General features: G+C 67.9%; 21 protein-coding genes and 1 pseudogene. 13 read left to right on the forward strand and 9 right to left on the reverse strand.

The annotated features are described in order from the left end of the window. Window positions 1-267 precede the first annotated feature (267 nt). Together ACSTA4_RS22360 and ACSTA4_RS22365 are read right to left on the reverse strand one after the other, a co-directional pair. Window positions 268-1,899, reverse strand: coding sequence for a zeta toxin family protein (locus ACSTA4_RS22360; RefSeq protein WP_444960883.1), 1,632 nt, complete (start codon window positions 1,897-1,899; stop codon window positions 268-270). Further along, window positions 1,899-2,132, reverse strand: coding sequence for a hypothetical protein (locus tag ACSTA4_RS22365; protein ID WP_444960884.1), 234 nt, complete (start codon window positions 2,130-2,132; stop codon window positions 1,899-1,901). The genes ACSTA4_RS22360 and ACSTA4_RS22365 overlap by 1 nt, the downstream gene beginning before the upstream one ends. A gap of 264 nt (window positions 2,133-2,396) precedes the next feature. Between ACSTA4_RS22365 and ACSTA4_RS22370 the strand changes: the two genes are divergently transcribed. Continuing rightward, window positions 2,397-2,813, forward strand: a complete 417-nt coding sequence (locus ACSTA4_RS22370) for a helix-turn-helix domain-containing protein (protein ID WP_444960885.1) — start codon at window positions 2,397-2,399, stop codon at window positions 2,811-2,813. After that, window positions 2,777-3,322, forward strand: coding sequence for a transposase family protein (locus ACSTA4_RS22375; RefSeq protein WP_444960886.1), 546 nt, complete (start codon window positions 2,777-2,779; stop codon window positions 3,320-3,322). The genes ACSTA4_RS22370 and ACSTA4_RS22375 overlap by 37 nt, the downstream gene beginning before the upstream one ends. A 90-nt stretch (window positions 3,323-3,412) precedes the next feature. Here the strand turns inward: ACSTA4_RS22375 and ACSTA4_RS22380 are convergent, their stop codons facing one another. The 3 genes from ACSTA4_RS22380 to ACSTA4_RS22390 all read right to left on the reverse strand — a co-directional run bounded on the left by ACSTA4_RS22380 (window position 3,413) and on the right by ACSTA4_RS22390 (window position 6,783). After that, a complete protein-coding gene (locus tag ACSTA4_RS22380; RefSeq protein WP_444960887.1) occupies window positions 3,413-4,003 on the reverse strand; it encodes a DUF6907 domain-containing protein in 591 nt (196 codons plus the stop codon). 1,296 nt (window positions 4,004-5,299) lie between these two features. Beyond that, a complete protein-coding gene (locus tag ACSTA4_RS22385; protein WP_444960888.1) occupies window positions 5,300-5,659 on the reverse strand; it encodes a hypothetical protein in 360 nt (119 codons plus the stop codon). Window positions 5,660-6,312: 653 nt separating this feature from the next. Then, window positions 6,313-6,783, reverse strand: coding sequence for a hypothetical protein (locus ACSTA4_RS22390; protein ID WP_444960889.1), 471 nt, complete (start codon window positions 6,781-6,783; stop codon window positions 6,313-6,315). A 229-nt stretch (window positions 6,784-7,012) separates the two neighbouring features. Here ACSTA4_RS22390 and ACSTA4_RS22395 point away from each other — a divergent pair, with 229 nt between their 5' ends. Then, window positions 7,013-8,164, forward strand: a complete 1,152-nt coding sequence (locus ACSTA4_RS22395) for a tetratricopeptide repeat protein (RefSeq protein WP_444960890.1) — start codon at window positions 7,013-7,015, stop codon at window positions 8,162-8,164. Between the two features lie 204 nt (window positions 8,165-8,368). Here ACSTA4_RS22395 and ACSTA4_RS22400 read toward each other — a convergent pair. The 3 genes and pseudogenes from ACSTA4_RS22400 to ACSTA4_RS22410 form a co-directional block, all read right to left on the reverse strand. Continuing rightward, window positions 8,369-9,516, reverse strand: a pseudogene (locus ACSTA4_RS22400) (tyrosine-type recombinase/integrase); the annotation flags it as partial. 66 nt (window positions 9,517-9,582) lie between these two features. After that, window positions 9,583-10,029 (reverse strand): hypothetical protein, encoded by a 447-nt coding sequence (locus ACSTA4_RS22405; RefSeq protein ID WP_444960891.1) that lies wholly within the window; start codon window positions 10,027-10,029, stop codon window positions 9,583-9,585. 218 nt (window positions 10,030-10,247) lie between these two features. Then, on the reverse strand, window positions 10,248-11,114 hold the full coding sequence (locus ACSTA4_RS22410) for a phosphotransferase family protein (RefSeq protein ID WP_444960892.1): 867 nt from the start codon (window positions 11,112-11,114) through the stop codon (window positions 10,248-10,250). Window positions 11,115-11,375: 261 nt separating this feature from the next. Between ACSTA4_RS22410 and ACSTA4_RS22415 the strand changes: the two genes are divergently transcribed. Genes ACSTA4_RS22415 through ACSTA4_RS22430 form a run of 4 tightly spaced genes read left to right on the forward strand, consistent with a single transcriptional unit; the run spans window position 11,376 to window position 14,229 of the window. Next, a complete protein-coding gene (locus tag ACSTA4_RS22415) occupies window positions 11,376-12,020 on the forward strand; it encodes a HemK2/MTQ2 family protein methyltransferase (RefSeq protein ID WP_444964244.1) in 645 nt (214 codons plus the stop codon). After that, window positions 12,013-12,228, forward strand: coding sequence for a CDGSH iron-sulfur domain-containing protein (locus ACSTA4_RS22420; RefSeq protein ID WP_212643192.1), 216 nt, complete (start codon window positions 12,013-12,015; stop codon window positions 12,226-12,228). Before ACSTA4_RS22415 ends, ACSTA4_RS22420 begins: the two co-directional genes overlap by 8 nt. Beyond that, window positions 12,225-13,220: an iron-containing redox enzyme family protein gene (locus ACSTA4_RS22425; protein ID WP_444960893.1), complete on the forward strand. Its 996-nt coding sequence runs from the start codon at window positions 12,225-12,227 to the stop codon at window positions 13,218-13,220. The genes ACSTA4_RS22420 and ACSTA4_RS22425 overlap by 4 nt, the downstream gene beginning before the upstream one ends. 7 nt (window positions 13,221-13,227) lie before the next feature. Next, entirely contained in the window at window positions 13,228-14,229 is a 1,002-nt protein-coding gene (locus ACSTA4_RS22430; protein ID WP_444960894.1) for an L-histidine N(alpha)-methyltransferase, read from the forward strand. A 62-nt stretch (window positions 14,230-14,291) separates the two neighbouring features. Here ACSTA4_RS22430 and ACSTA4_RS22435 read toward each other — a convergent pair whose 3' ends face one another. Beyond that, on the reverse strand, window positions 14,292-16,115 hold the full coding sequence (locus tag ACSTA4_RS22435; RefSeq protein ID WP_444960895.1) for a calcineurin-like phosphoesterase C-terminal domain-containing protein: 1,824 nt from the start codon (window positions 16,113-16,115) through the stop codon (window positions 14,292-14,294). A gap of 1,289 nt (window positions 16,116-17,404) precedes the next feature. Here ACSTA4_RS22435 and ACSTA4_RS22440 point away from each other — a divergent pair. The 6 genes from ACSTA4_RS22440 to ACSTA4_RS22465 all read left to right on the forward strand — a co-directional run bounded on the left by ACSTA4_RS22440 (window position 17,405) and on the right by ACSTA4_RS22465 (window position 24,043). Further along, the gene (locus tag ACSTA4_RS22440; protein ID WP_444960896.1) at window positions 17,405-17,929 is read left to right on the forward strand and encodes a PadR family transcriptional regulator; all 525 of its coding nucleotides are present in this window, start codon (window positions 17,405-17,407) and stop codon (window positions 17,927-17,929) included. Beyond that, window positions 17,926-18,642, forward strand: a complete 717-nt coding sequence (locus tag ACSTA4_RS22445) for an ABC transporter ATP-binding protein (RefSeq protein ID WP_444960897.1) — start codon at window positions 17,926-17,928, stop codon at window positions 18,640-18,642. Before ACSTA4_RS22440 ends, ACSTA4_RS22445 begins: the two co-directional genes overlap by 4 nt. Beyond that, window positions 18,639-20,954 carry an FtsX-like permease family protein gene (locus ACSTA4_RS22450; RefSeq protein WP_444960898.1) on the forward strand — a complete coding sequence of 772 codons (2,316 nt, stop codon included), beginning with the start codon at window positions 18,639-18,641 and terminating at the stop codon, window positions 20,952-20,954. Before ACSTA4_RS22445 ends, ACSTA4_RS22450 begins: the two co-directional genes overlap by 4 nt. Window positions 20,955-21,532: 578 nt before the next feature. Further along, window positions 21,533-21,817: a hypothetical protein gene (locus ACSTA4_RS22455; protein ID WP_444960899.1), complete on the forward strand. Its 285-nt coding sequence runs from the start codon at window positions 21,533-21,535 to the stop codon at window positions 21,815-21,817. After that, window positions 21,810-22,862 carry a polyprenyl synthetase family protein gene (locus tag ACSTA4_RS22460; RefSeq protein WP_444960900.1) on the forward strand — a complete coding sequence of 351 codons (1,053 nt, stop codon included), beginning with the start codon at window positions 21,810-21,812 and terminating at the stop codon, window positions 22,860-22,862. The genes ACSTA4_RS22455 and ACSTA4_RS22460 overlap by 8 nt, the downstream gene beginning before the upstream one ends. Before the next feature lie 17 nt (window positions 22,863-22,879). Continuing rightward, on the forward strand, window positions 22,880-24,043 hold the full coding sequence (locus ACSTA4_RS22465) for an oxygenase MpaB family protein (RefSeq protein WP_444960901.1): 1,164 nt from the start codon (window positions 22,880-22,882) through the stop codon (window positions 24,041-24,043). Window positions 24,044-24,258: the final 215 nt, after the last annotated feature.

Below are 24,258 nucleotides of genomic sequence, written 5' to 3' on the forward strand. Positions count from 1 at the left end.
CAAACGACACCCACACCGCTTGAACACCGAACCAGCCCCGGACACGACCACCACCTCCGAGCCCAGTCTCATCCCACACAGACGCGCTCGAAGAAGACAAGTGACGGGCGGCGATCCCGACACATGCCACAGGATCCGAAAACACGGCTCCACAAGACCCGGTACATGCCACGGGAGGCGATCCTGGCACCTGCCAAAGCCTTCACCGCACCCGGCATGGAACATTGCCAGGTCTCCATCGGGATGTGCGCCGCCGACTGCGGGTCGTTACCCGCTGTACTCCTGGTCACCTTGTTTGGCCTGCCGCCGATCGCGTTCATACGCCGCGCCTGTGCTCGGGTGCAGGAGCGCCCCGTAGGAACCGGGCGCCTTGGATGGCATCTTCACCGCGAGTGTCCGAGGACGCCGCCCATAACCGTGCAGGTCGTCGTAAAGCGCCCACTCGGTCCGGTGTGCCACCAACGACATCATCGATGGCTTCGGCGTCTCCCAGATCGCACTGGCAGTCCTCTTCATGGTCTCTGTGTCTGTGCCTTGGAGGCGTTCCGAGGTCTCTCCAAGGCCGTGAAACGACGACTGGGTCTTCTCACTGAGCTCCGGAGCTTTGACCTCCTGCTGTGCCTTTGCGGTGGCCTCCAGAGTGGTCTGTTCGGCCAAGAGCCGGATCTCGCGCTCCCGTGTCGTCTCCGGCTTGCCCAGTGCCTCCCACGCAGCGATCGCAGCAGTCGTCTCCTCATCTCCCATGCCCGCGAGCAACATGTCGAACCGGGAGGCCATACGGTCGCCGCGCTGCGCGAGCAGGTCGTTCACAACCACCCGCTCGGCCAGAGCAGGGTCGGGATCCTGCCCGAGGGCGCCCCTTCCTGACTGCTGGTGTGTCTCCCCGGACGTGCGACCCTCATCTGTCCAGCCGTCAAACCGGGAGTCCAACTCTGCGTCCCGAAGGTCCATCGCAGTATCCGGCGCTTGTTGTAGCCGGGTCGAATACTTGGTGAGCATCGCACGGGCTTGTACATCATGCGGGAAGGCGACAGTTGCCACTTGATCGGCGATCTGTCCCAAGCGCTCCACTGTCGGTCGGGTGACCTCATTGAGCTGTCCTCGGATCGCCAGTTCACGTGTACTGGCGACGTAGCCCTTCAGCCAGGCGTTGGCCGCCTCCGGGGAGAGCAGGGTGTCGCGCTCGACTTTCGTTGCGACCACGGCGCCCCCTGGTGTCGGGTCCTTCCACATCCCGGTAGATGTACGGATATTGGTGAACAGGTTCTCACCTGCCCTGTTGGTGACGCTCAAGCGCTGAATGTGAGGGCTGTCCTCCATGGCTTGGAGAGTGGCCGGGACCATGCGGTAGGAGATGCTGTGTGCTCTGGCCGGTGTCCAGCGTGCTGCGTGCTCTGGGGCCTCCAGGTAGCGATCCACGGTGGAGAGCAGGCTCGTGCGCTCAGGAACGGCCAGCCCCACCACTTCCACTTGGTATCCCTCTTGGTGAAAGCGCTCGGCGGTCTGTACGACCATCAGCGGGTTGCGGAAAGTGCCCTCCAGCAAGACGCTGTAGCGTTCGGCCACGGCATGGTCCAAAGACCGGCGGAGAAACTCTCCCGAGGCCTGCGCAGTCGCGTCCGGCATGGCCAGGTTCTCGGTTCTCATCACTTCGCGGTATCGAGGATGGAACGCCCGAAGCTCGTCTCCGATGATCGGGACGATCCCCTTATGGCGCTCCATGATGTCTGCCACGGCTCGACTCTTGCCTGCCCCGGTCTGTCCCCCGACGAGTACCAGTACCGGGCTGTCGGGCGTCGGGGCATATCCGCCGAACACGAATTTGCGCACACCGCGTCGGGGGCGATCGAAGATGTGGTCGAGCTGCTCCCGGCTGAGCTCGTACTCTTCGAATGCCATCAGCGCTCCAGCTCGGCAAGCTCAGCAGCCCAGCGGCGGGTGTGCTCGATGATGGCATTGCGGTCGTTGGGGTCCACCTGGCGGCGTTTATCCCGCAGGGCCATGAGCTTGGCATCCCAGGCCTCGTCCTCTTCCGGGGTTGAAGCGCGCTCGCCCAGCTCGATGTACCGTCCGCTCAGGGCAGTGGCGGTGTCGTGCATGACGTCGTACAAGACGCTGAGATCCTCGGCCATCGTGCCTCCAGGGTGATCATCGGGTCAGTGGGGGCATCGTAGTCGGCACCCATAGGCACAGGGATATCAGGACGGGACTCGGGGAAAGGCATCTCGATTCGTGGAGGGACTGAGATAAGCCACGGTGCGGCCAATACCGATGACGGCCTGGGGTGGTCGGCCAAGGGGCTTGTGCTGCTCGGTGTCGATGGAGAGCGTGTTCTTACGAGTTGGTGCCTGATAGCGGGTGAAGGTCTCGCTGGAGGACCGTGGCATGCTCTGGTCGTGACGATCAAGGTCAACCGTGCGGTCCTGGCCCATCCCTGGCTCACCGGCATCTCGCCGCACCACTTGTCCGTACTCATCGAGGAGCTGGCCCGCCCCTGGGAAACGGCCATCGAAGATCGCCGACACCGGGTCCGGGGCGGGGCGAGGAAACGAGCCGCCGGGGCAGGCGCCCGGCACCGCCTAGTCTTCGTCGACCGCCTGGTGGCCACCTTGATCCACCTGCGTCACGACCTGCCGCACGCGGTCCCGGGCCTGCTGTTCAATGTGGATCGCTCCACCACCACACGGGCCGTGGGCCAGATCCGCGCTTTGCTGGCCGAACGCGGGCGCGCGGTCCCCAACACCGTCCAGAGGTGCGTTCGCGCACCTTGGAAGACGTGTTCGCCTACGCCCAGGCCGAAGGCGTCGAACTGAGGTTGGACGCCACCGAGGTCCAGATGCGCAGGCCCCGCGCGAGCCGAGGTGGCCGACGGGCGTTCGTGCCGGGCAAGAAGAAACAGAACACCATGAAGGCCACCATCGTCGCCGATCACCGCGGGCGCACGTTGTGGACCGACTCCCTGCGGCCCGGGAGGATGCACGATGCCACCGCGGTCCGCACCGAGGGAACCGACTCCTGCTTCCGGTATTTCCCAGAAATGGAGGTGCTGCTGGACGACGGCTACCTCGGCCTGCGCCGTGATCACCCCGGCCTAGCCATCACTCCACCCCGTAAGCCGAACAAGAGTGCTCTGCCCGATGTCCATGAACGATGGAAACGCCATCGTCATGCGCATTCCTCTGATCGGATCACTGTTGAACACGCCCTGGCCGACCACAAACTCTGGAAGCAACTGATCCGCTGGACCCACCGGCGCGAGAACCTTCCGGCCACCTACCGCGCCATCGCCGGATTGGTCTCCGACCGCACCGCGAATATCTGAAGAGCACAGCGAACGGGGCCATCACGCCTTATCCACTATCACGCACCAACTCGTAAGACGGCCGCACAGCCCCGCTGGTCGGGTTAGCTGTCACCGAGCTCTTCGAGGGCCGTAGCGCGCGGCCTCGCTCACGTACCGGACTCGGTATTCGCCATCGTCCAGGTTCTGGCCGATACCGGCGTGCTCGGCGTTGATCTCCTGGTTCGGATCCAGGCCGGAGCGCTGATCCAGTTCGGTGAGAACCGCAGCGAGCTGGATATACAGGTCGGCGGTAGCCGCGTTCTGGAGAGTCTGAGGGTCGTGGCCTTCTCCGGTGTTCACAAACCCGTCGATCTGTCGCGCCAGGAGGCGAGCCTCGTCCAACGTCAGGTGGACAGTGCGGTGAGGGGTGGCGCCGCCCTCGGGGTCTACGGACAGCACCACGCGCGGAAACGCGTGCAGGTGATGTTGTTCCAGATAGGTCTCCACCTCGGCAGGCATACACTCGTGCCGCTTACTCCCGTCCGGCTGGGGAAGGGTAGCCCAGCGGTTTTCCTCGGTGGACAGGGTGATCCGTTCGGCGGTGCCGGAGGAATGTCGGGCGTCTGCGATGGAGTCGTCGGACCCGTGGTCGGAGTGGCACCACTCAGGGCACGGCCGGTCCTGCCAATACGGACGGTGCTCGGTGTTGATGCTGGTCATCAAGAAGCCGCTTTCTTCGCGTTGTAAGTTCTACAGTGGTCGTACAGTGCGGGGCGGATAGTGTGCCCGGGAGGTTGAGGTGAGCAGGGCCCGGCGCTCTCAAGCCAGAGTGGCGAGGGGTAGAACGACGGGATCCTCATCAACCTGTACCTCGTTGATAGCGAAAGTGACTGTGGTGGATGGGGCACATCGCTTCATCGGGACCTCATCGAGACCATGCTCAGCGAATAGGGCCTTGCCCGTGTCCAGGTCCGCTCAGCCAGGACGACTCGACGCGTCGACGGTCACAGTCCCGTAGGTGCCGGACAGGCAGCGCTTACGTACCTGGTCGGCCTGGCGACTGAGCCAGGTGGCGGTATTGGCCTCATTGCAAACCTGTTCATGCTTGCGGGCCGCGTCCTCGATATCGACGGCTTCGGGAGTTTAACTTGGGTTGGTGTCAATATCGACGACGTGAGGCCCTAGACAGGATCGTCGCAGGCAGGGACAGCTCAACGCGTTCGAATATGGCCACCATGAAAGAGGTGACACGGTTCTTGCCCTGGCGGTGGGTGGAGGACAACGGTGCGGAGGGCATTGGCCTGCACCTTCCCAGGGAAAAAGAGAGAGCGATCATCATCGCGCGCTCACTGGCATCAGGTACACGATGGCCAACAGAGGGCGCCTACCCCACCTCGGAACAGTCGGCCCGAGAACGTTGAAGGACGATCGAGGACCTCGCGAGGTGCCATCGGACGCCGTAAACGGCCCGTGTGTGCTCCGTTCATGCTCCGCAGTTCCGTACTGACACGACACCAAGCGACATCACCCGGCCTCAGACGGCACGGCGGATCTGGCGGAGTGGCATGAAACGGTACGTAACGACACGAAACGTTACGTAACCAACGAACTTCTAATCCGATGGTCGCAGGTTCGAATCCTGCCGGGTGCGCCACAAAACCCCAGGTCAGATGGGGTGCGCAAGTCGAACAGGCGAGGCGCCGGGCCCGGATCGGGGCCTGAAATGCTCCCCGTGTGCTCCGCAGTGCAGGGTCCAGTACAGGTGGGGGCGCACCTCGCGGAGCACTTTGCCGTCCCGTGACCGTGGCGGCCCTGCCGGGGGACGCCCCGTATCCGCCCGCCAGGGGGCGAACACGGCTCTGTACCACCGTGTCCGCCCCCACCCGCTGCCCCTGCCCCAGGGGGCCACCCGGGCGTGTCAGCCGCCCACACGCCCCGGCACGGGCGCCGCCCCACGCAATAATGTTGCGGTCGCTTACACCGCCTTGGCGCAACCCGGGAGATGTCGGCCCTGCGTTAAACGCTGTGGTCGGTCCGCGGTGGAGCACCTGGTTGCGCGTACACCCCGGCCGGGCCGATCACCAAATGCCGGTGGCCCTCCGGAGCGGTCTCGACGGCTTCCTCGATGTGGACGAGGAACAGCCGCAGCGCACCGATCTCAGGGATGACGCCTGGGAACAGTTCACTGATGCCCTCCATGGATCGCAGATGCTCTCCCAGCGTCGGCGGGTCCACATGCAGTATGTACGGCGGATCCAGGTCACCGCCCTGCCACCGGCGAAGCAGAACACCCATCCGGTCGGGGGCCTCATCAGCTAAGCCGTCATCCAGGTTGAGCCGGCGCACGAGTTCGGCGAACAGGAATGCGTCGCCCATGAGCCCTCCAACGCCTGCCCTCGCCGGGGACAGGCAGTCATGATGTCGCGTGACTCGTTGGCAACGGAAACCACACGCCAGCAGATCCTGACAACGTTCCCGTCACCCTCTCGGATATGCACTGGCACCGTGAAATCATAGGCACTGACCCCAGCCCAGCAGATGACATTTTGAAGTGCGATAGTAACCATTCAACAGCAAAGTTGAAATCACCCTATCATGGCGCTTTGGCCAATAACACCAGGAGCACCATCTGCAGCGTAGGCCCATACGGAAATCAGTGACTGCTGTAATTTATGGTAAGTATGAAGACCACTGGATGCAGATCTCCATCAGAGTTAATTTTGTAAGCATCGTTAAACTGATAGTCGATCCTCGCAGAACTGCTCACCTCGTAATGAACAGTCCTTGACCAGCCATCTTCAATAGGCTTGCCAGCTTTACCTTTGAGAAAACAGGTGGAAGCGATCGGGTCAGGCTCGCCAGGCCTGGTGGCAACATGATCCCAGAATTGACAAGCTTGCTGGATCCCCACGCGATCAACCAGTTCCGAATAATGGCCGAAGAATCTACGGTGGACCAAGATGCGGTAACGTGGAGCTGACTCCGGCTTCCCTCCAGGGCGACGAGCAGGACGGTAGGGGTTGTACGCACTACCCGTCGACATTTGGCTCATCAACCTCAATAAAATCTTCACCGACAGGATTGCCCAGGAGGATGGAACGCCTCAGGGGGTCCTCAAGCTGCCGGGCAGTAACATGCCATTGATGAACACATTCATTCAGCACTCTTGCATCCCCGTCGGCACCAGCTGCAATTAGTGCTTCATGCAACTCATCAGAGAATTCTCTCAAGTCATCAAGGTCGAACTGACGCAGCCACGCGAGCTCTCCCAAGTCGGCAACCTTAGGGCGGGCACCTCGCTGCAGAACAGACTCGAGATTCGTGTAGCACTCCCACCATTTAGTGAGAGTCTGCAGAAGCTGCAGCTTGCTCTCAGGGAGCATCACTAGGCTTGTACCATCTTTGTCCCGCAAGCGAGCCAGACCCTCACGCGCAGCGTCAAGGAACTCAGTCCTCTTGGCACCAGCAAGGTCTGAAGGTTGGAAGATCGTGTCATCCATGTGAGCCACCTCTTGCTAGGATCATACCCAAGATCTTAGCAAGGATCTTGTCGTCTGTGAACCAGGCTGTGAGAGACTTGACGGAGACATCACTGGCGGAAGGTGCCCAAAGTTGGACGCTGCACGACCCTTCGATGCACGAGCGCACCTGCTAGAGGACCGCCGATCAGTTGACTACACACAGTGGCGCACTGTCAGCCTGGTCTTGACCCTCCGCAGTGCCTTCGAGGTGGCATCTGCCCAGGAAGATCCTGCGCAACAACCTCCATCCCCTCTAACTGCGGCCAATGAACTTACCAGGAGGGGCTTGGACTCGGCTTCCTTGATTCGCTACGGAATGTGGCGACAAATTTCCGCATCTGTCGTTGGCGAGATTATCGCCGGGAGAGTCTTCCCAATTCTCAATTCCCCCGAAAATAAGCAGTCAAAAATTGACAATGAATCCTGGGCCACTGCACTCAAAATACCGAACACACCCTCAAATTGGCAGGGAGGAGCCACCCCATTCGCGGAGGTCGAAGATTACATCGCCAAAATCGTGGACAAATCTTTTCCTGCCGTAACTCGGTGGATAAAATCAGCACCCATCCACGACATTATTGAACTAAATCCACCAAGTCAGATCCATCCGAAAACAGGGTGGAATGAAGACATCCCCGATGAAGAAATCTGCAACCAGTATTCCTGGGCCGTTGACCGGTTTTCGGAAACATTTCCAAGAGACTGGAAAGAATCTTCCCTCCACTTGGAATACCTGTGGCAAGCCGGAGAAATTTCCCCACCGTGCCCCGAAAGTCTGATGGGCGAAAGGACAGTGAGCCAAGAAATTCTCAACGCAGAGATTGCCCGGCGCACCGTCCGGAGTGCGCCACAGAAAGACAACAGTAGAACAGCCTCCGTATTTCGGGTATCTGACATGACTAGATATGCGAGGACGCTACTAAAAAATAATCGCAACATCGAGGCGGCGTCGATATTCGAGTTTGCCTCTAAGCAAAATCCCTCTGATCCGGAAGCGCACAACAATCTTGGCTTCTGTCTAATCCCGACAGATCCACAGAAAGCGCTGCAGCACTTGGAAATCGCTTCTGATCTAAACTATGAAGTGCCGGCAACCAACACCTACAACAAAGCTTGCTGCTACATTGCCTTGGGGCGCCCAAGATCAGCCCTTAATTGCATTGAACAATTTTGGCCCCATATCATAGAATCAGATCCGCGAGAAGCTTCACTCTGGAGAGTAAATTCCGAGAACGAGTGGGAGCTTTTCGAAAGCAATGACTCAACTACTTCACTAATTGATCTGGCGATTGACGTATCCTCCTCCGAGGGGTGGCTGGAAGACGTCCATCACTGGAAATATCGTAAATCTAGCATTTGATTCGTTGGCATACTAATTTCAACGCGTCTCACAATAATTATCGACTCATAGGCAAGACTGAAGGGCTCATATTCGCCATCAGGCCTTTGATCTGATCGGCCACCGCTCCCGAGCGCGAGGAAACCCCAGGCCAGCCGGGGTGAACCCGTGCACTGGCCTGGGGTCGGTGACGCCGTATGGCTCGGAGTGTGCTCGCCAGTTCGGCTACCCGGCCCTCACCGGAGCCGGGCCGCGCAGCAGCGCGGCGGTGGCCTCAGCCGCCGCCTTCGCTACATCCGGGAACACCGACTGGTAGGTGTCCTGGGTGAAATGCGTGGTCGCGTGCCCGAGCTCGACCGAGACCACCTTCACGTCCGTCCCGGCGGCCAACGCCAGTGAGGCGGCCCCGTGGCGGAGCCCGTGCAACGTGATCGGCGGCAGCCCCGCTGCCCTGGCGATGCGCAGAAACCAGTCACTGACCTGCCCTGGATGCCACCCCGAACCGTCCTGACGGGTGAAGGCCAAACCGGTGTCCGTCCACGCCGCTCCGGCCTTGAGACGGGCCTCGTTCTGGAACCGTTTCCAGGCCCGCAGCACCTTGATGGTGTCGGTGTCCAGGGTGATGGTGCGCTGCCCCGCTGCGCTCTTCGGGGTGGAGGTGATCGTCTCCCACGCGAGTTGTACGACCTGGACGCGGATGTCGATCTGCCCGTCCGTCAGCCGGGTGTTGGACCAGGGCAGCCCCACAGCCTCACCCCGGCGCAGGCCCTTGACCGCGACCAAATGGAACAACGGATACAACCACGGATACTTCCTCGCGTGCACCAGAAAAGTGCGGGTCTGCCCCGGGGTCCACACCATCACCTCTCCCGGCACCGTGCCGTCCTTCTTCCACTGGCGCACCCGGTCCGGAGTCCATACCAGCGGACGCTTCCTCGGACAGGAAGGCAACCGTACGTGCGAGGCGATGTTCACCGACACCGGCAGATCCGGACGCCTGACGGCTTCGGACAAGGCGCTGCGCAAGGTGGCGCGGATGCGGTGCTTGGTCGACAGCGAGATCACCCGGCGCCCCCTGACCGAGGAACGCACCTCCACATCGTCGGACTCGCGGCACTCCAGGATGTGGGCGTTGGTCTCCTCAATGAGGTTGAACATGGTCTCGACGTGGCGAGCCTGGAGCTTGTCCAACCGCAGCCGGCCCAGGTGCGGGACGAGGTAAGTGCGGATGTGCCCGGCATAGGAGACCCGGGTTCCCGTGGCCAGATCGGGTTTGCCCGCCAACCACTCCCCCAGCCACACTCAACGGTGGATGGTTCGGTGCGCACGTCCACCGCCATCGCGACCCGCCTACGCACCTCCTCCAGATCGGGGGGTCGAACTCCTACTTCGGCGCGGCTTCGACGAACTGGGGTTCAAGAGGGTGTTGGGCGTCCGCCCTACGGAGAGCCATGGCCAAGGGTTGCGGACATGGCGACCTCGGCATGTGCGAGGCGGGCTTCCTCGCGCACGTTCGGGTCGGGATGGTGGAGGAAGGGCTCGATCAGCGACCGTGCTCGCGGGTCCTGTGTGGCACCGAAGATCTGCAGGGCGTATTCGAGGAGTTCGGGTTCCAGCGTCCTCGCGGCTGAGGCCAGCGGTTCGACAAGGCCCAGAGGCAGGCTGTAGTGGTCGAACGCTTCGCTGACCGCGTTCAGGGCGGACTCACGGACTTTGACCACGGATTCGATAACGGCCAGGTTGATCAGGCGGCCGACGACCAGGCAGGCGGTGGCCGTGTCAAGCATGGCGCCGCGCAGGAAATCTCCGAGCAACTCGGCGGCCAGGTCTCGCCGGCCCGGATCGCAGCCGGTCAGTGCTTCGAGTGCTATGAGGACGTCCTTCACACGGTGCCCGCCTTGGTTCTCTAGAGCAGGACTCCACGTTCCGCCTCGCCCTGGCGGTAGGTGGAGAACAACGGCGTACATGACATGGGCACGCCCGTCGCTCGTGATCTGACGGAACAGATGGCGAACCCACCGCTCAGGACAGCGTTGACCGGAATCCCTGAAGCCGGTTGAGGGGTCTCCAAGCCCCGCCGTTCTCACGTGGACTCCGTCGGCCACTACAGGCCGCCCAGCCGCTTGTTCATCGTGTCGAGTGTCGGCCAGGGGGGACCGCCGCGCAGCGCGCGCAGGAGCTCCTCTCCGAAGCGCCTCCCGTTCGGGAACTCGTCGCCGCGGTCCCAGCGCCACGCCGCGACCATCGCGAGGACGAGCTGTCGGCACTCGTCCAGGAGCCCCTGGTCGATGTTCGGGTAGTGCTCGCAGACCTCCTCGGGCACATGGGCGAGGTCGAACTCGACGGGTCCGCGGCAGCACGTTTCCAGGTCGATGAACAACGGGCCGTTCTCCGTGCTGAGCACGTTGCCCGGATGCGGCTCTCCGTGGAGCAACTGCTCCACGGCGCCGCGCTCCCCGATCGTCCGCCGCAGGCCCGCCAGCCTGCCGCTGAGGAAGACGCGGTCCGCCTCGGCCAGCTCCGGCGAGCGTTCCGGGTCGGCGACGATGTCCTGCGCCTGCGTGATCCGGTCCGTGAACCGCGGGCTCGGCACGTCGACCTCGCGCATGCCGGCGTGCAGCAGTTCCAGCGCCTTGGCGCACTCGACCGGTGGGACGCGGGGCGTTACGGGCTCGTAGTAGGTCCACAGCGTCACCGTGAAGCCGTCGCGCGTGTACACGCGCGGGTCCGCCCGGGGCTCCAGAGGGCACACCGGGCTCCCCACCGCGACGAGCCGCTGGGCCAGCTCCACTTCGAACCGCGCGACCTCCTGTCCCACGGGGGCGACCCGGGCGAAGACGTCGCACGGGGTCAGCCGCAGCGCCAGCTTGTTCGAGTTGTGGAGCACGGTCGCGCCGCTGGTCGGCAGGCCGAGCGAGGCGGCGACCGAGGTCGCGACCGCCATCGCACGGGTGACGTCGGACATTTCCATGCTCAGATACTGGCGTACCGGCCGCCGGTGGTCTCCCCCTTTTCCGTGCCGGGCGCCGGGGTGGCTCGGTCGCCCCGCGCGTCGACGTACCGCTGGAAGCCCGAGAAGCTCCTCCCGGGTCCGGGCGGGGGCCAGGGGCCGCCCACCCGGCGAACGCCCCCTCCCGAAAGACGCGTCACCCACGGTCACCGGCCATCACGCGCAGGACCCGCGCGGCGGTTGGAGGGTTCGGGACCGGGTAGTGGTTGCCCCATGCTGCTGATGAGGCCACCGGGTGTCTACCCAGCCCAAGAGGACACCTCCTTGCTCCGTACCGTGCTGCGCCAGCACGGCCGGGTCGCCGGGCGCTCCGTCCTCGACGTCGGTTCGGGCACCGGGGCGCTGGGCATCGAGGCCTTCCGCGCCGGTGCGGCCAGCCTCACCTCGATCGACCTGTCGCGCCGCTCGGTGCTGGCGAGCTGGCTCAACAGCCGACTACACGGGGTCCCGGCCAAGGTCCGGCGCGGCGACCTGTTCGCCCCCGTGGCCCCGCACCGCTTCGACCTCGTGCTCGCCAACCCGCCCTACATGCCCGCTTCCGGCCGGCGGCTGCCCCGCCACCGGATCGCGAGGTGCTGGGACGCGGGGCCGGACGGACGGATCCTGCTGGACCGCATCTGCGCGGGGGCGTCCTCGGTGCTCAACGAGGACGGCGCGCTGCTGCTCGTGCAGTCCGAACTCGCGGACGAGCAGGCCACGTTGGAGCAGCTCAGGAAGGCCGGGCTGGTGCCCGAGGTCCTCGCCAGGGCCCGCATCCCGTTCGGGCCGGTGCTGCGCGCGCGTGCCGCGGCGCTGCGCGCCCGAGGACTGCTCGGCCCCGACCAGACGGAGGAGGAACTCGTGGTCATCGAGGCGCGTCATGGCTGAGGACCGTCGCCGGATCGTCGTCACCGACGACGGCCCGGTCCTCGTCTACGGCCCGGTCGACGTGGAGACGCCCGACGGAACGCGTGTGCGCAGCGACCGGGCGGTCACCGCGCTGTGCGTGTGCGGACGCAGCAGGCGCCGCCCGTTCTGCGACACCAGCCACCGTCGGCGTGTACGCGGCGACGGAGGGAAGGAGCACGGCCCATGACCATGACGACGCCGGAGGCGCCGACGCTGCCCGCTCCCCGCGGCCCGGTCTCCGAGGCGGTCCTGGAAGCGCTGCGCGGGAACCGGACCGGGCTCCCCCCGGTGGACGGCTCCCCGCCCTACGGTGAGGACCTTCAGCTCGCCCTCTACTGCTGCTACGAGCTCCACTACCGCGGGTTCGGGGGAGTCGACGCCGACCGCGAGTGGGATCCGGCGCTGCTGGCGCTGCGCGCCGAACTGGAGCGGGCCTTCCTCGGCGCGCTCAGGGACGAGGTGGCCCCCGGCACGGACGTCGAGAGCGAGATCGGCGCGCTCCTGGTCGAGCACGTCGACGCGTTCGGCGCCTCCCACCACCTGCGCCGCCACGGGCAGCTGTGGCAGCTGCGCGAGTACGTCGCCCTCCGCTCGCTCTACCACCTGAAGGAGGCCGACCCGCAGACCTTCGTCATCCCGCGCCTGCACGGTCCCGCCAAGGCGGCCCTCGTGACCGTGCAGCACGACGAGTACGGCGCGGGAGACCCCGAGCGGACGCACTCCACGCTCTTCGCCGACATGATGGCCGAACTGGGCCTGTGCGCGGACTACGGCGCCTATCTCGACTCCGCCCCCGCCGAGATGCTGGCCGAGGTCAACTTCATGTCGCTGTGCGGTCTGCACCGCGGGTTGCGCGGGGCGCTGATCGGGCAGTTCGCCACCGTCGAGCTCACCTCTTCCCCCGGCTCGGACCGGCTGGTCAAGGCCATGCGGAGGCTGGACTGCGGTCCGGCCGCCATCCGGTTCTACGCCGAGCACGTGGAGGCCGACGCGGTGCACGAGCAGCTCCTGCGGCGCGAGGTGATCGCGCCGCTGCTGAGCACCGAACCCGAGCTGGCCTCTGACATCGTGTTCGGCGTCCGCGCCAGCACTCTCCTGGCCACCCGGCTGGAGGAGTACCTCCTGCGCCGGTGGAGCCGGGGCGAGTCGAGCTTGCGCGAAGCGACGGGACGGACGTGAGGAGACCATGAGAACACCTGGACCAGCGGTGCGGGCCCGTGTCCTTCCGCTCGCCGACAGGGGCGACGCGGTGCCGGACGACACCGTGGTGCGCGACTGCCTGCGGCAGTCACCGCCCCGGCTGCCGCCCTGGCTCGGCTACGACTCGGTCGGCTCCGCGCTGTTCGAGCGGATCACCGAGCTGCCCACCTACTACCTGACCCGGGTGGAACGCGACCTGTTGGAGCGCCACTCCGCGGAGATCGCCGAACTGCTCGCCTGCGGGCGCGTCGCCGAGCTGGGCAGCGGAAGCGCGAAGAAGACACGGCTGCTGCTGGAGAGCTGTCTGCGCCTGCGCGAAACCGCCTACCTGCCGATCGACGTCGACCGGGGCATGCTGGAGTCCAGCGGCGCCGAGTTGTGCGCGGAGCTGGACCGGCTGGAGGTCACGGGCCTGTGGGGACGCTACGAAGCCGGTCTGGACTGGCTGCGCACCCACCCCGGTGAGCCGCTCGCGATCGTCTTCCTCGGCAGCAGCTTCGGCAACGCCACCCGCGGGGAACGCGACGCGCTGCTGGGCGAGATCGCCCGGACCCTGCGCCCGGGCGAGGCCTTCCTGGTCTCCGCCGACCTGGACAAGGGCCGTGAGGCCCTGGAGACCTGCTACAACGATCCCACCGGGCACTCGGCCTTCGCCGACTTCCGGCTCAACTACCTCACACGGCTGAACGACCTCTACGGCGCCGACTTCGTGCTCGACGACTTCGTCCCGGAGGCGCGCTACGACGCGGACACCACCACCGTGGAGGGGCGTCTTCGCGCCCGGGCCGACCGGACGGTGCCCGTACCGGGTCTGGGACTGACCGTGCGCGTTCCGCGCGGGCGGTTCGTCAACGTGGGCTACTCGGTGAAGTTCGACGTTCAGGGGCTGGCCGACGAGGTGGGGGCGCACGGTTTCGGTCTGAGGGCCCGGTGGCTGGACCCCAATGCGCGGTACGGACTGTTCCTCTTCCGCCGCGACGGGGGTTGAACGGCCGAGGCGAAGGGCCGCCACCCGTGCGGGATGGCGGCCCTCCTGCCGCGAAGGCGCGACTACCTCCGGCCGACGACCTCGAACTCGAGGACGTCGGTGAACTCGCGGCCGTAGGCGTCGGTCGCGGTCACCTCGGCGGTGTGCTCACCGGTGTGCAGGTTCCGGGGCAGGTCGAACCGCCACAGGTGCATCGTCCGGTTGGCCAGGCTGCCGCCGTGGACGAGCTGCTGCGCGACCGCGTACGGGTCGGAGTACTCGACGCCGACGTTGACGGCCTCGCCCTCCATCTGCTGGGTGCGGGTGGCCTCCCGTGCCGGTCCGCCGTCGATGCTGACCTCGACCGTCGAGCCGGTGGAGCCGAAGAAGAAGTTGGTCGTCAGCCAGCTTCCGTGGGCCAGGTCCCTGCGGTCGACCACCAGGGGCTCCTCCAGCTCGGGGGCCTCGCCCACCGGGTTGCCGTTCCACTCCTGGCGCGCCTCCACCCACTCGCGGTAGGTCGGGCTGTTGATGCCCAGCTGCGTCTGCACGTCGTCGGACTCGCCGGTAACGGTGTAGCGCTCCTGGAACTCGCTGCCCTGGATGTCCAGCGTCACCACGCCGGGGCGTCCGCCGTCGCGGCCGATCGCGGTCGGGTAGCCCTCCTCGCCGATCGCGCCGGAGTACCAGTCACCCGAGATCGCGCCCGCGGTGATGTGCGGGAACGGCAGGCCCTCGACACCGAACAGGTCGTTCCAGCCCTTGGCGCCGTCACCGGTCTTGAGGTTCTCGATGCTGTGGCTGTGGCCGGACACCGCCACGGCGCTGCGGCCCTCCAGCAGCTCGTGCACGCGCCGGACCTGGTCGGTCTGGTGCACCGGGGAGGTGGAGTCGGCGTAGTTGAGCAGACCGATGTGGCTGGCGACGACGACGAGCTTGCCGGGGTCGACGTTGGCCAGGTCGCGTTCGAGCCAGGCGAGCTGGTCCTCGTCGAGGCGGCCGTTGTAGGACGGGTCGCCCTCCGGGTCGGCGCAGTGCGCCTCGATGCCCTCGGGGCTGTCCTCGGCCGCGACGCACGGGTACTCGACGGTGTTGAGCGCGATGATGTGCGTGTTGCCGACGTCGTAGGAGTAGTACTCCGGGGCCAGCTGCGCGCGGTAGGTGTCGAAGGAGTGCTCGGAGTCGGGGGCGTCGAAGTCGAGGTCGTGGTTGCCCGGCAGGAAGCGGGCCGGGCCGTTGGTCTCGGCGACCAGGTCCTTGATCTCGGGGTAGAGCGACAGGTCGTCGCCGACGACGTCACCGACGAACAGCGTGCCGCAGCCGGCGTAGTCGTGGCGCGCGGCCAGGTCGGCGATGGCGCCGTCGCGCGCGTACTCGATCTCCTGCCGGTCGTAGGTCTGCAGGTCTCCGGCCATGATGCAGCTCTGCGCGTCGGTGGCAGTCAGCTCGCTCTCCACCAGCGGGAAGTTGACCGCGGACGGCAGGGGTCCGGTCGGCTCGATCCCGCCGTAGCGCAGTTCCGGCGACCCCTCGGGCAGGTGGTTGTAGTGGAACTGCGGGATGTTGTGCTCGTCCATCGGCACCTGGTAGCCCGACGGCTGCGTGATGGACACCGTCATGTTGTCGAACGCGGGCAGTTCGTAACGGCCCTCGCTGTCGGTCAGCACCACGTCCCGGCCGTTGGTGACCATGACGCCGGACAGGCCGGCCTCCTCGCCGCCGCTGGCGCTGTCCCGGTCGGCGTCGACGAACACCCGGCCGGTCAGCACCGCGTCGGCGGCGGCTCCGGTCGGGGTGCGGACCACCTCGATCTCACCGCGGTAGGCGGTGTCGTCGAAGTTCTCCGACGGCGCCGCCGCGGCCGGGGCGGACACCGCGGTCAGGGAACCGGCGATGACGGCGGCCATCGAGGCCGCCAGCGCCGCGCGAGAGTAACGGCGTGTCCGCGGAGCACTCGGCGTTTGCGCACGTCGTGAATGTGTCGTTGGCATCCAGTTGCCTCCGGTCTGCGGGGGAGGGGGAGCAAAACCGGCCAGGGGGACCGGCGGGAAGCAACCTTTCTAGATATGGCTGAACAAAGGCCCAGTTGTCGGCCAACAGTCGGCCACCAGGCGGTGACCACTGGCGCGGCACACTGATTATTCTCAGCCGGTTCCATCCCCATACGTTGTGAATGGCTAGGGCAGTTCGTGCGTTCTCTCCGTTCCCTCCCGAACTGGCTCGGGTCCTGCTTTCGGGAGGGCCGCGAGGTTCATCCGGCCTCCTGGCACACTTGTCTCCGAGAAAGTTCCGAAGCCGGGAGCCAGGCGTCGCTGACAAATGCCCGCGCACGTCAGCTAATGTCCACGCACGTCGGCCCGGGAAGCAAGGCGCAACTCCGTACACGCCGAAAAACCTCGCGGAGTGGTGTCGGACAGCGCCCCTCAGCCGCCCCGGACGACACGCCCCTCCGGTGACGAAACCGGCACCGTGCGGCGTACACCGAGGTGAACGGCGCGTGTCCCGACGCGGGGCTCCGGCCCCGTCGACGGGTTCCGCCCCCTCCCCCGCCGCCCCTCGGCGGCCCCGTCGCTCGCGGCGACACCACGACCGGTGTCACCCTCGCGCGCCGCGACCCTTTCCTGTACCCTCTTCGTGGTCGCTTTTCGGATAAGCGGGAAGGTGCGAACGAAGATCAAGGCACTGGCTCCGATCAGTCTGGCTCCGTCTTTCCGGGGCCATTACCTCTGGCGGAGCATGCCCGAGAACTCGCACTCCAACTCGGCCCAGCGACACTCCTGCAGTTCCTTCTCACCATCGCCGCGGGCCTGTTCACCTGCAAAGTCGCCTCGGGTACCGCTGATCTGCTCGTGAGAATCCTCAGGCACAAGGCCGCACAACGGTGGCCGGGCCTGGCTGCGGAAAAGCCGCTTCGCGGTTCGGCCGGAACAGGGGAATCCGTTCGGGGGCCGACGACGATCCGCAACGGGGTCCACGGCGACGTGGCGGGCGTCGTCGTCCAGGCCGGGCGCGTGGACCGGCTCCACATCCACCCCCGCGGCTGCGCGGCCCCGAAGGGCTGCCCCGGCCCGGCGGCCGCCGGGCCGCCGGAGAACGACCCCGCCTGAGCGGACTCCCGGAGGCGCGGACCGCGCCCGTGAACGGGACGCATCGCCCCTTCTCCACCCATCTATACACATTGTGTATAGTCGCCGCCATGTCTATCGGCAACACGCTGCTCGGCCTGCTCGAATCGGGCCCCCGCCACGGGTACGACCTCAAACGCCTCTTCGACGAGCGGTTCGGACAGGACCGGCCGCTGCACTACGGACAGGTCTACTCGACGATGTCGCGCCTGCTCAGGAACGGCCTGGTCGAGGTGGACGGTGTGGAGACCGGCGGCGGCCCCGAGCGCAAGCGCTACGCCATCACCGACGCCGGTGTCACCGACGTCGGCCGCTGGCTCTCCACTCCGGAGAGCCCCGAGCCCTACCTCCAGAGCACCCTGTACGCCAAGGTCGTGCTGGCGCTGCTGACCGGCCGTGACGCCGCCGGGCTGCTGGACGTCCAGCGGGCCGAGCACCTGCGCCTGATGCGTGAGCTCACCCGCCGCAAGACGGGCGGCGACCTCGCGGACCAGCTCGTCTGCGACCACGCCCTGTTCCACCTGGAGGCCGACATCCGGTGGCTGGAGCTGACCGCCAACCGCCTGGACCGGCTCGCCGGGGAGGTCAGCGCGTGAGCGGCACCACCGCGGCGGAGGGCGCGGGGGCCCTGCTCACCGCCACCAGGCTCCGCAAGTACTTCGGTTCGACCGCCGCGCTGAACGGAACGGACTTCAGCATCGACTCCGGCGAGGTCGTCGCCGTCATGGGCCCGTCCGGCTCCGGCAAGTCCACGCTGCTGCACTGCCTGGCGGGCATCCTCGACCTCGACGGCGGCACCGTGCACTACGACGGGCGTGAGCTGTCGGCCCTGTCCGACGCCGAGCGCAGCAGGCTCAGACGCAGCGACTTCGGCTTCGTCTTCCAGTTCGGCCAGCTCGTCCCCGAACTGACCTGTGTGGAGAACGTGGCGCTCTCCCTGCGCCTGACCGGCGTCGCCCGCAGGCGCGCGGAGGCCTCCGCGAGGGAGTGGATGGCCCGCCTGGAGGTGGACGACGTGCGCGACAAGCGCCCCGGCCAGGTGTCCGGCGGGCAGAGGCAGCGGGTGGCCATCGCGCGGGCGCTGGTGTCCGGGCCCCGGCTGCTCTTCGCCGACGAGCCCACCGGCGCGCTGGACTCGCTCACCGGGGAGCGCGCCATGGAGCTGCTCACGGGCGCGGCCCGTGACACCGGGGCCGCGGTCGTCCTGGTCACCCACGACGTCCGGGTGGCCGCCTACTCCGACCGCGAGGTCGTCGTCCGCGACGACCAGGCCCTCGGCGCCGCCACCGGGCCCGTGGGGGCGACGTGATCGGCCGGTGGTACCGCGACCTGGCCATGGGCGCCGGGCTCACCATGGGCGGCGGGCGGGTCGGCTGGACGGGGACGCTGCTCACCGCGCTGGGCGTGGGCCTGGGGGTGATGGTGCTCCTGCTGGCCGCCGCGGCGCCCTCGGCGCGCGCGGCGGGTCAGGAGCGGATGGACGCGCGGGCACCGGTGTACCTGGAGCGGGGCGCGCCGACCGGCGACGCCGCGGTCCTCGCGGCCCCCCGGGTCGTCGAGTACCGGGGCGACATGTTCACGGGCATGCTGCTCGAAGCGCCCGCGGGGCCGGGGACGCACGTGCGCCCGCCGGGGATCGACCGGGTGCCGGAGGCGGGCGAACTCCACGTCTCCCCCGCCCTGCGCGACCTCCTGGACTCCCCCGAGGGCGCGCTGCTCGCCGAGCGGTTCGACGGCGCCGAGGTCACCGGCCTGATCGGCGCCGAGGGGCTGCGGGGACCGCACGAGCTCTACTTCTACCTGGGTACGGACTCCCTCTCCCGGTCCCCGGTCCCGCACGCCGCCTCCGGCTTCGGCGCGGACCTGCGGGACGGCGGCATGTCCGCGGTCCTCGTCCTGCTCATCGTCGTCATCATCGTGGTGCTGCTGCTGCCGATCGCCGCGTTCGTCCTCACCGCGACGCGTTTCGGGGCCGAGCGGCGCGACCAGCGCCTGGCCGCGCTGCGGCTGGTGGGCGCGGACAGGGCGATGACGCGCAGGATCGCCGCGGGCGAGTCCCTGGTCGGCGCGGTCCTGGGCCTGGTCCTGGGCGCCGGGTTCTTCCTGGTGGCGCGGTCCTTCGCCGACGACGTGCGGCTCCCGGGCCCGGGCGTGCTGCCCGCGGACCTCACGCCGGCGCCGCCGCTCGCCGCCCTCGTCGTGGTGCTCGTCCCGGCCAGCGCCGTCCTGGCCACGCTGCTGGCGCTGCGCGGGGTCGAGGTCGGCCCGCTGGGCGTCTTCCGGGAGGGCGCCGACCGGGGTCGGCGGCTGTGGTGGCGCGTGGCGGTCCTGGCCGTCGGCTGCGCCGTCCTGGCCGCGCTCGGGCGGGGAGGAGGCTCCGAGGGCACGGAGTGGGCCGTCGCCGTCGGTGTGGCGGTGGCCCTGACGGGGTTCACCCTGCTGCTGCCGTGGGTCGTCGAGTCCGTGGTGGGCCGGCTGCGCGGCGGTCCGCTGTCGTGGCAGATGGCCACGCGGCGCCTCCAGTTGAACGGCGGGATCGCGGCCCGCACCGTCAGCGGAGTCACCCTGGCCGTGGCCGGGGCGATCGCGCTCCAGATGCTGTTCTCCGCGATCGACGCCCAGGTCCCCTCCGACGGCGGCCCGGAGCCCGGACGGGTGGGGATGATCGCCTCGGCCACGGTGGGGAGCAGCGCCGAGGCCGCGGCGTTCGCCCGCGACCTCGGCGGCGCCAGGGGTGTGGAGTCCTCCTCCCCCTTCCTCCTGGCCCACCTCCCCCCGGCGGACGCCCCGCCCGGCGCCGACGACCCGTCGCGGACGCAGGCGGTGGTCGTCGCCGACTGCGCGACCCTGGGCGGGCTGATCACGTTCTCCTCGTGCGCCGACGGCGACGCCTTCGTCTCGGGTGAGGGGGCCTCCGCCGTGCGTGCGGGGGACCGCCTGGACCTCGACAACGCCCCTCGGGACGGCTCCGCCTCCGGGCCCCGCCCCTGGACCGTCCCGCCGGTGCGCGAGGCCGGGGCCGCGGACGACCCGGTCGGGCAGGAGTACCGGGGCCTGTTCGTCACCCCGTCCGCCCTTCCGGTCGAGGAGCTGGAGTACCTCCAGTCCACGGTGCTCGTCACCCTGGACGGGAGCGACCCGGACGCGGTCGAGCACGTGCGCAACCACGTCGGGATCGACAGCCCGGGTACCCATCTGCGCGTGCTGCACCAGGAGGGCGGCGGCACCCTGCTGACGTCCATCGGCGACGCGCTCCGGGCCGGTGCGGTCCTCACCATGCTGGTGATCGGGGCGAGCATGGTCGTCTCCACGGTGGAGCAGCTGCGGGAGCGCAGGCGGCAGCTCTCGGTGCTGGTCGCCTTCGGGACGAGCCGTGCCACGCTCGCCGCTTCGGTGCTGTGGCAGACCGCGATCCCGGTGGTGCTCGGCCTGGTGATCGCCGTCGGGGGCGGGACCGGGCTCGGGCTCCTCCTGCTGCGGCTGGCCGACCTCCCGGTCACCGACTGGCTGGGGTTCGTGCCGCTCGTGGGCGCCGGATTCGGCGTGATCGCGCTGGTGACGCTGGCGAGCCTGCCCTACCTGTGGCGGATGACGGGCCCCGAGGGCCTGCGCACCGAATGAGGCCGGGGGCTCGGCGGGGTCGTGGAACCGGTGTCCGCGGCCCCGCCGACCGTTCGGGGGAGGCCGGTAGCGCCGGAGGCCCCCTTCGGGAGGACCACGGAAAAACCCGGAACGGCCATATCACCTTTTGTCCGAAATAGAGACGAACGCGTTTTCCACGCCCCCGGACGCGAACCCCCTCCAGGATCCACCGGACCCCGGAAGCGCCCCTGAAATCCAGCGAGGATCACCCCGGCGCGAGCCGAATTCCGGCGTTTCGGACCGCCCTCCCTCAGAGTTCGACCCAGCCCCAACCCCGAAGAACGCTGTGGCGACAACCTGCGCAGACACGGACAATCCGCACGACGCCACCGGTTTTTATCCACCCGTGTCCGCTTGCTCCTTTTCCTTGTTCCCGCCAACTTTCACCAAACCGAACCAGATCACACCATTGCGTTGACAAAAACCGCGATGGCCGAAGATGATCACTCCGCAAGGACCGCGGCGGGCCTCCGGCCGCCCGGACGGTTTTTTCCTCGGACGCCGCCGTTTCCGGCCGCCGTCCTTTCCGTGCCGATCGGGAACAGGGGGTGTACGCCGTGGCGCACACCGATGACGAAGCGGGCGCCGACCGCACGCGGGAACCGCTGCTGGTCGCCGCCGGGGTGGCCGACCTGGCATGGAGCGGGATCGGCGCGGCCCTGCGGGGAGCGCGGTCGCTGCTGGGCCGGTCGGACCTGGCCGAGCTGGTCCGGGACGGTCGGCGTGACCTGCGCGAGCGCGGCGAACTGGCGCTGCGGCGGTACGCTCCGACGGCCGAGTCCCACATGGAGCTGCTCGCCCGGCGGGCCGCCGCCTCCCGCCCCGGCCAGAGCGATGGCTGAGACCGGGGAGCAGGCCCTGCTCCGGACACGGGTGGACGCCGAACTCCGGGAGTTCGCGCGCCGGGAGACGGACCGGCTCCTCGCCATCGACGCCGACCTGCGGCCGGTGGCCGAGCAGTTGGACGTGGCGGTGACCGGGGGCAAGCGCCTGCGCGCGTCGTTCTGCTACTGGGGGTGGCGCGCGGCCAGGCAGCCGGACAGCGACGCGCTGGTCAGGGCAGCCGCCGCGATGGAGCTGGTGCACGCCGCGGCCGTCGTCCACGACGACCTCATCGACGAGAGCCCGATGCGGCACGGCGTGCCGAGCGCCCACATCGCCCTGCGCGCGGCGTTCACCGGCAGGCCCAGGCCCCACGCGGGGAGCCGCGCCCTGGCCCTGCTGACCGGCGACCTGCTCATGTCGTGGGCCGCGGAGCTGTTCCTGTGCTGCGGCCTTCCCTCGGCCTACCTCTCCCGCGCCCGTGAGCTGTGGCTGGTCATGGCCCGGGAGCTGATCGCCGGGGAGTGCCTGGAGGTCCTGCGCACCGGCTCGCCGCCCGACACGGGCCGCTCGCTCCAGGTGATCCGGTACAAGACGGCCAAGTACACCGTCGAGCACCCCCTGCGCATCGGCGGCGCGCTGGCAGGCGCCCCGGGCGCGGTGATGGAGGCCTTCACCGCCTACGGGCTCCCCCTGGGCGAGGCCTTCCAGCTGCGGGACGACCTGCTGGGGCTGTTCGGCGACCCGGAGCTCACCGGCAAGTCGAACCTGGACGACGTCCGGGGCAACCGGCCCACCGTCCTGCTCGCCGAGACCTGGTCGGCCGCCACCGCGGCCGAGCGCCGGGAGCTGCGCGGCCTGCTCGGCCGCCGCGGCCTGGACGGGGAGGGCCTGTCCAGGGTCCGGTCGATCATGCGGCGCACCGGGGCGCCCGAACGCGTCGAGGAGATGATCGGCGAGCGCGTCCGGGCCGCGACCGACGCCCTCGACCGCGCCGACCTGCCGGACGGGGCCGCCGCCGCCCTGTCGCAGATGGTGGCCTCGGCCGCGGCCCGACACTCCTGACCCCAGGAAGGGATCCCATGTCCTACACACCGGAGTCCATGGACGCGCTGCGCCTCATGGGCGACGAACTCGCCGACGCGACGGTGGAGACGCTCTTCGAACGCGGGGAGGTCGGCAAGTTCAACACGCTCATGCGCTACTTCTCCAACGCCGGACAGGACCTGCCCGACGGGCTGCCCGACGTCGCCCGCGAGTACCTGCACGCCACGGCCGCGCCGCCCTCCTGGGTCGACTGGGACGAGATGGAGAGGGCCCGTCTGTTCTTCATCGACAACAACGTGCACATCTCCACCGCCCTGGCCTTCTCTGCGATGCCCGCCTGCTACGTCGTCCCGCACGTGGCCAGACTGCTCAGCGCCACCCACGCCCTGGAGTACCCCTCGCGGCGCATGGCCGAGACCGGGCAGTTCACCGTGTACCTGATGCAGCCCGACGCGTTCGAGGCGGGGAGCCGGTTCGTCCCCTCGGCCCAGAAGGTGCGCCTGCTGCACGCCTCCATCCGCTACCACATGCGCCGCGAGGGCCGCTGGGACGTGGACGCGCTCGGCACGCCGATCTGCCAGGAGGACATGATCGGCGGCCAGATGATCTTCTCCATCCAGGTCCTGGACGCCCTGCACCGGCTGGGCGTGCACATGACGGTCGAGGGAGCGGAGTCCTACTACTACGCCTGGCGCATCGTCGGCGCCATGCTCGGCGTCAGCACCGAACACGCTCCGGCCGACGTGGCCAGTGCCCGCGAGTTCTCCGACCTGTACATGACCCGGTACATGGGCCCCTCCGAGGAGGGGGCGCACCTGACCCGCCAGCTCATCGACCTCTACGAGGAGGTCGTGCCCGGAACCCTCCTCGACCCGGTGGTCGCCGCCCTCATCCGCTACCTCATCGGCGACACCTGCGCCGACTGGCTCCGGGTTCCGCGCAGCGCCTGGGACACGGCCGTCAGGGCCTCCCCCGCCCTGCTCGGGATCCTCGAACGCGTCGAGGACGGCTCCCCGCTGGGCGCGTGGGCCCTGGACCGCCTCGGCCACGTCACCACCCACCTGGAGCTGAGTTCCCTCACCCGCGGCCGGGTCATGCAGTACGCCATCCCCGAACGGCTCAAGGACGAGTACGGCGTCCCCTCCCGCGCCCCCCGCGCCCAGCGCTGGACCCCGCCGCCCCCGGTTCCCCAGCTCTAGGTCGGCCGGTCCCGCGCGCCGATCACCGGGCTCCGGTGACCCCTGCGGTCACGGTGGCCCCTGCGACCCCTGCAGTCACGGTGGCCAGGGAGGCCTTCGAGGGGAGGGCTCCCGGATGCGGCGGAGGCTGCCGGGGGACCGCCCTCCCCCGGCAGCGGCCCACCCGGTGGGAGCCGCACGCGGTCGCCGCTGGGATGATCGCGGGGCCGACGCCA

Source organism: Nocardiopsis sp. M1B1 (assembly GCF_052466615.1).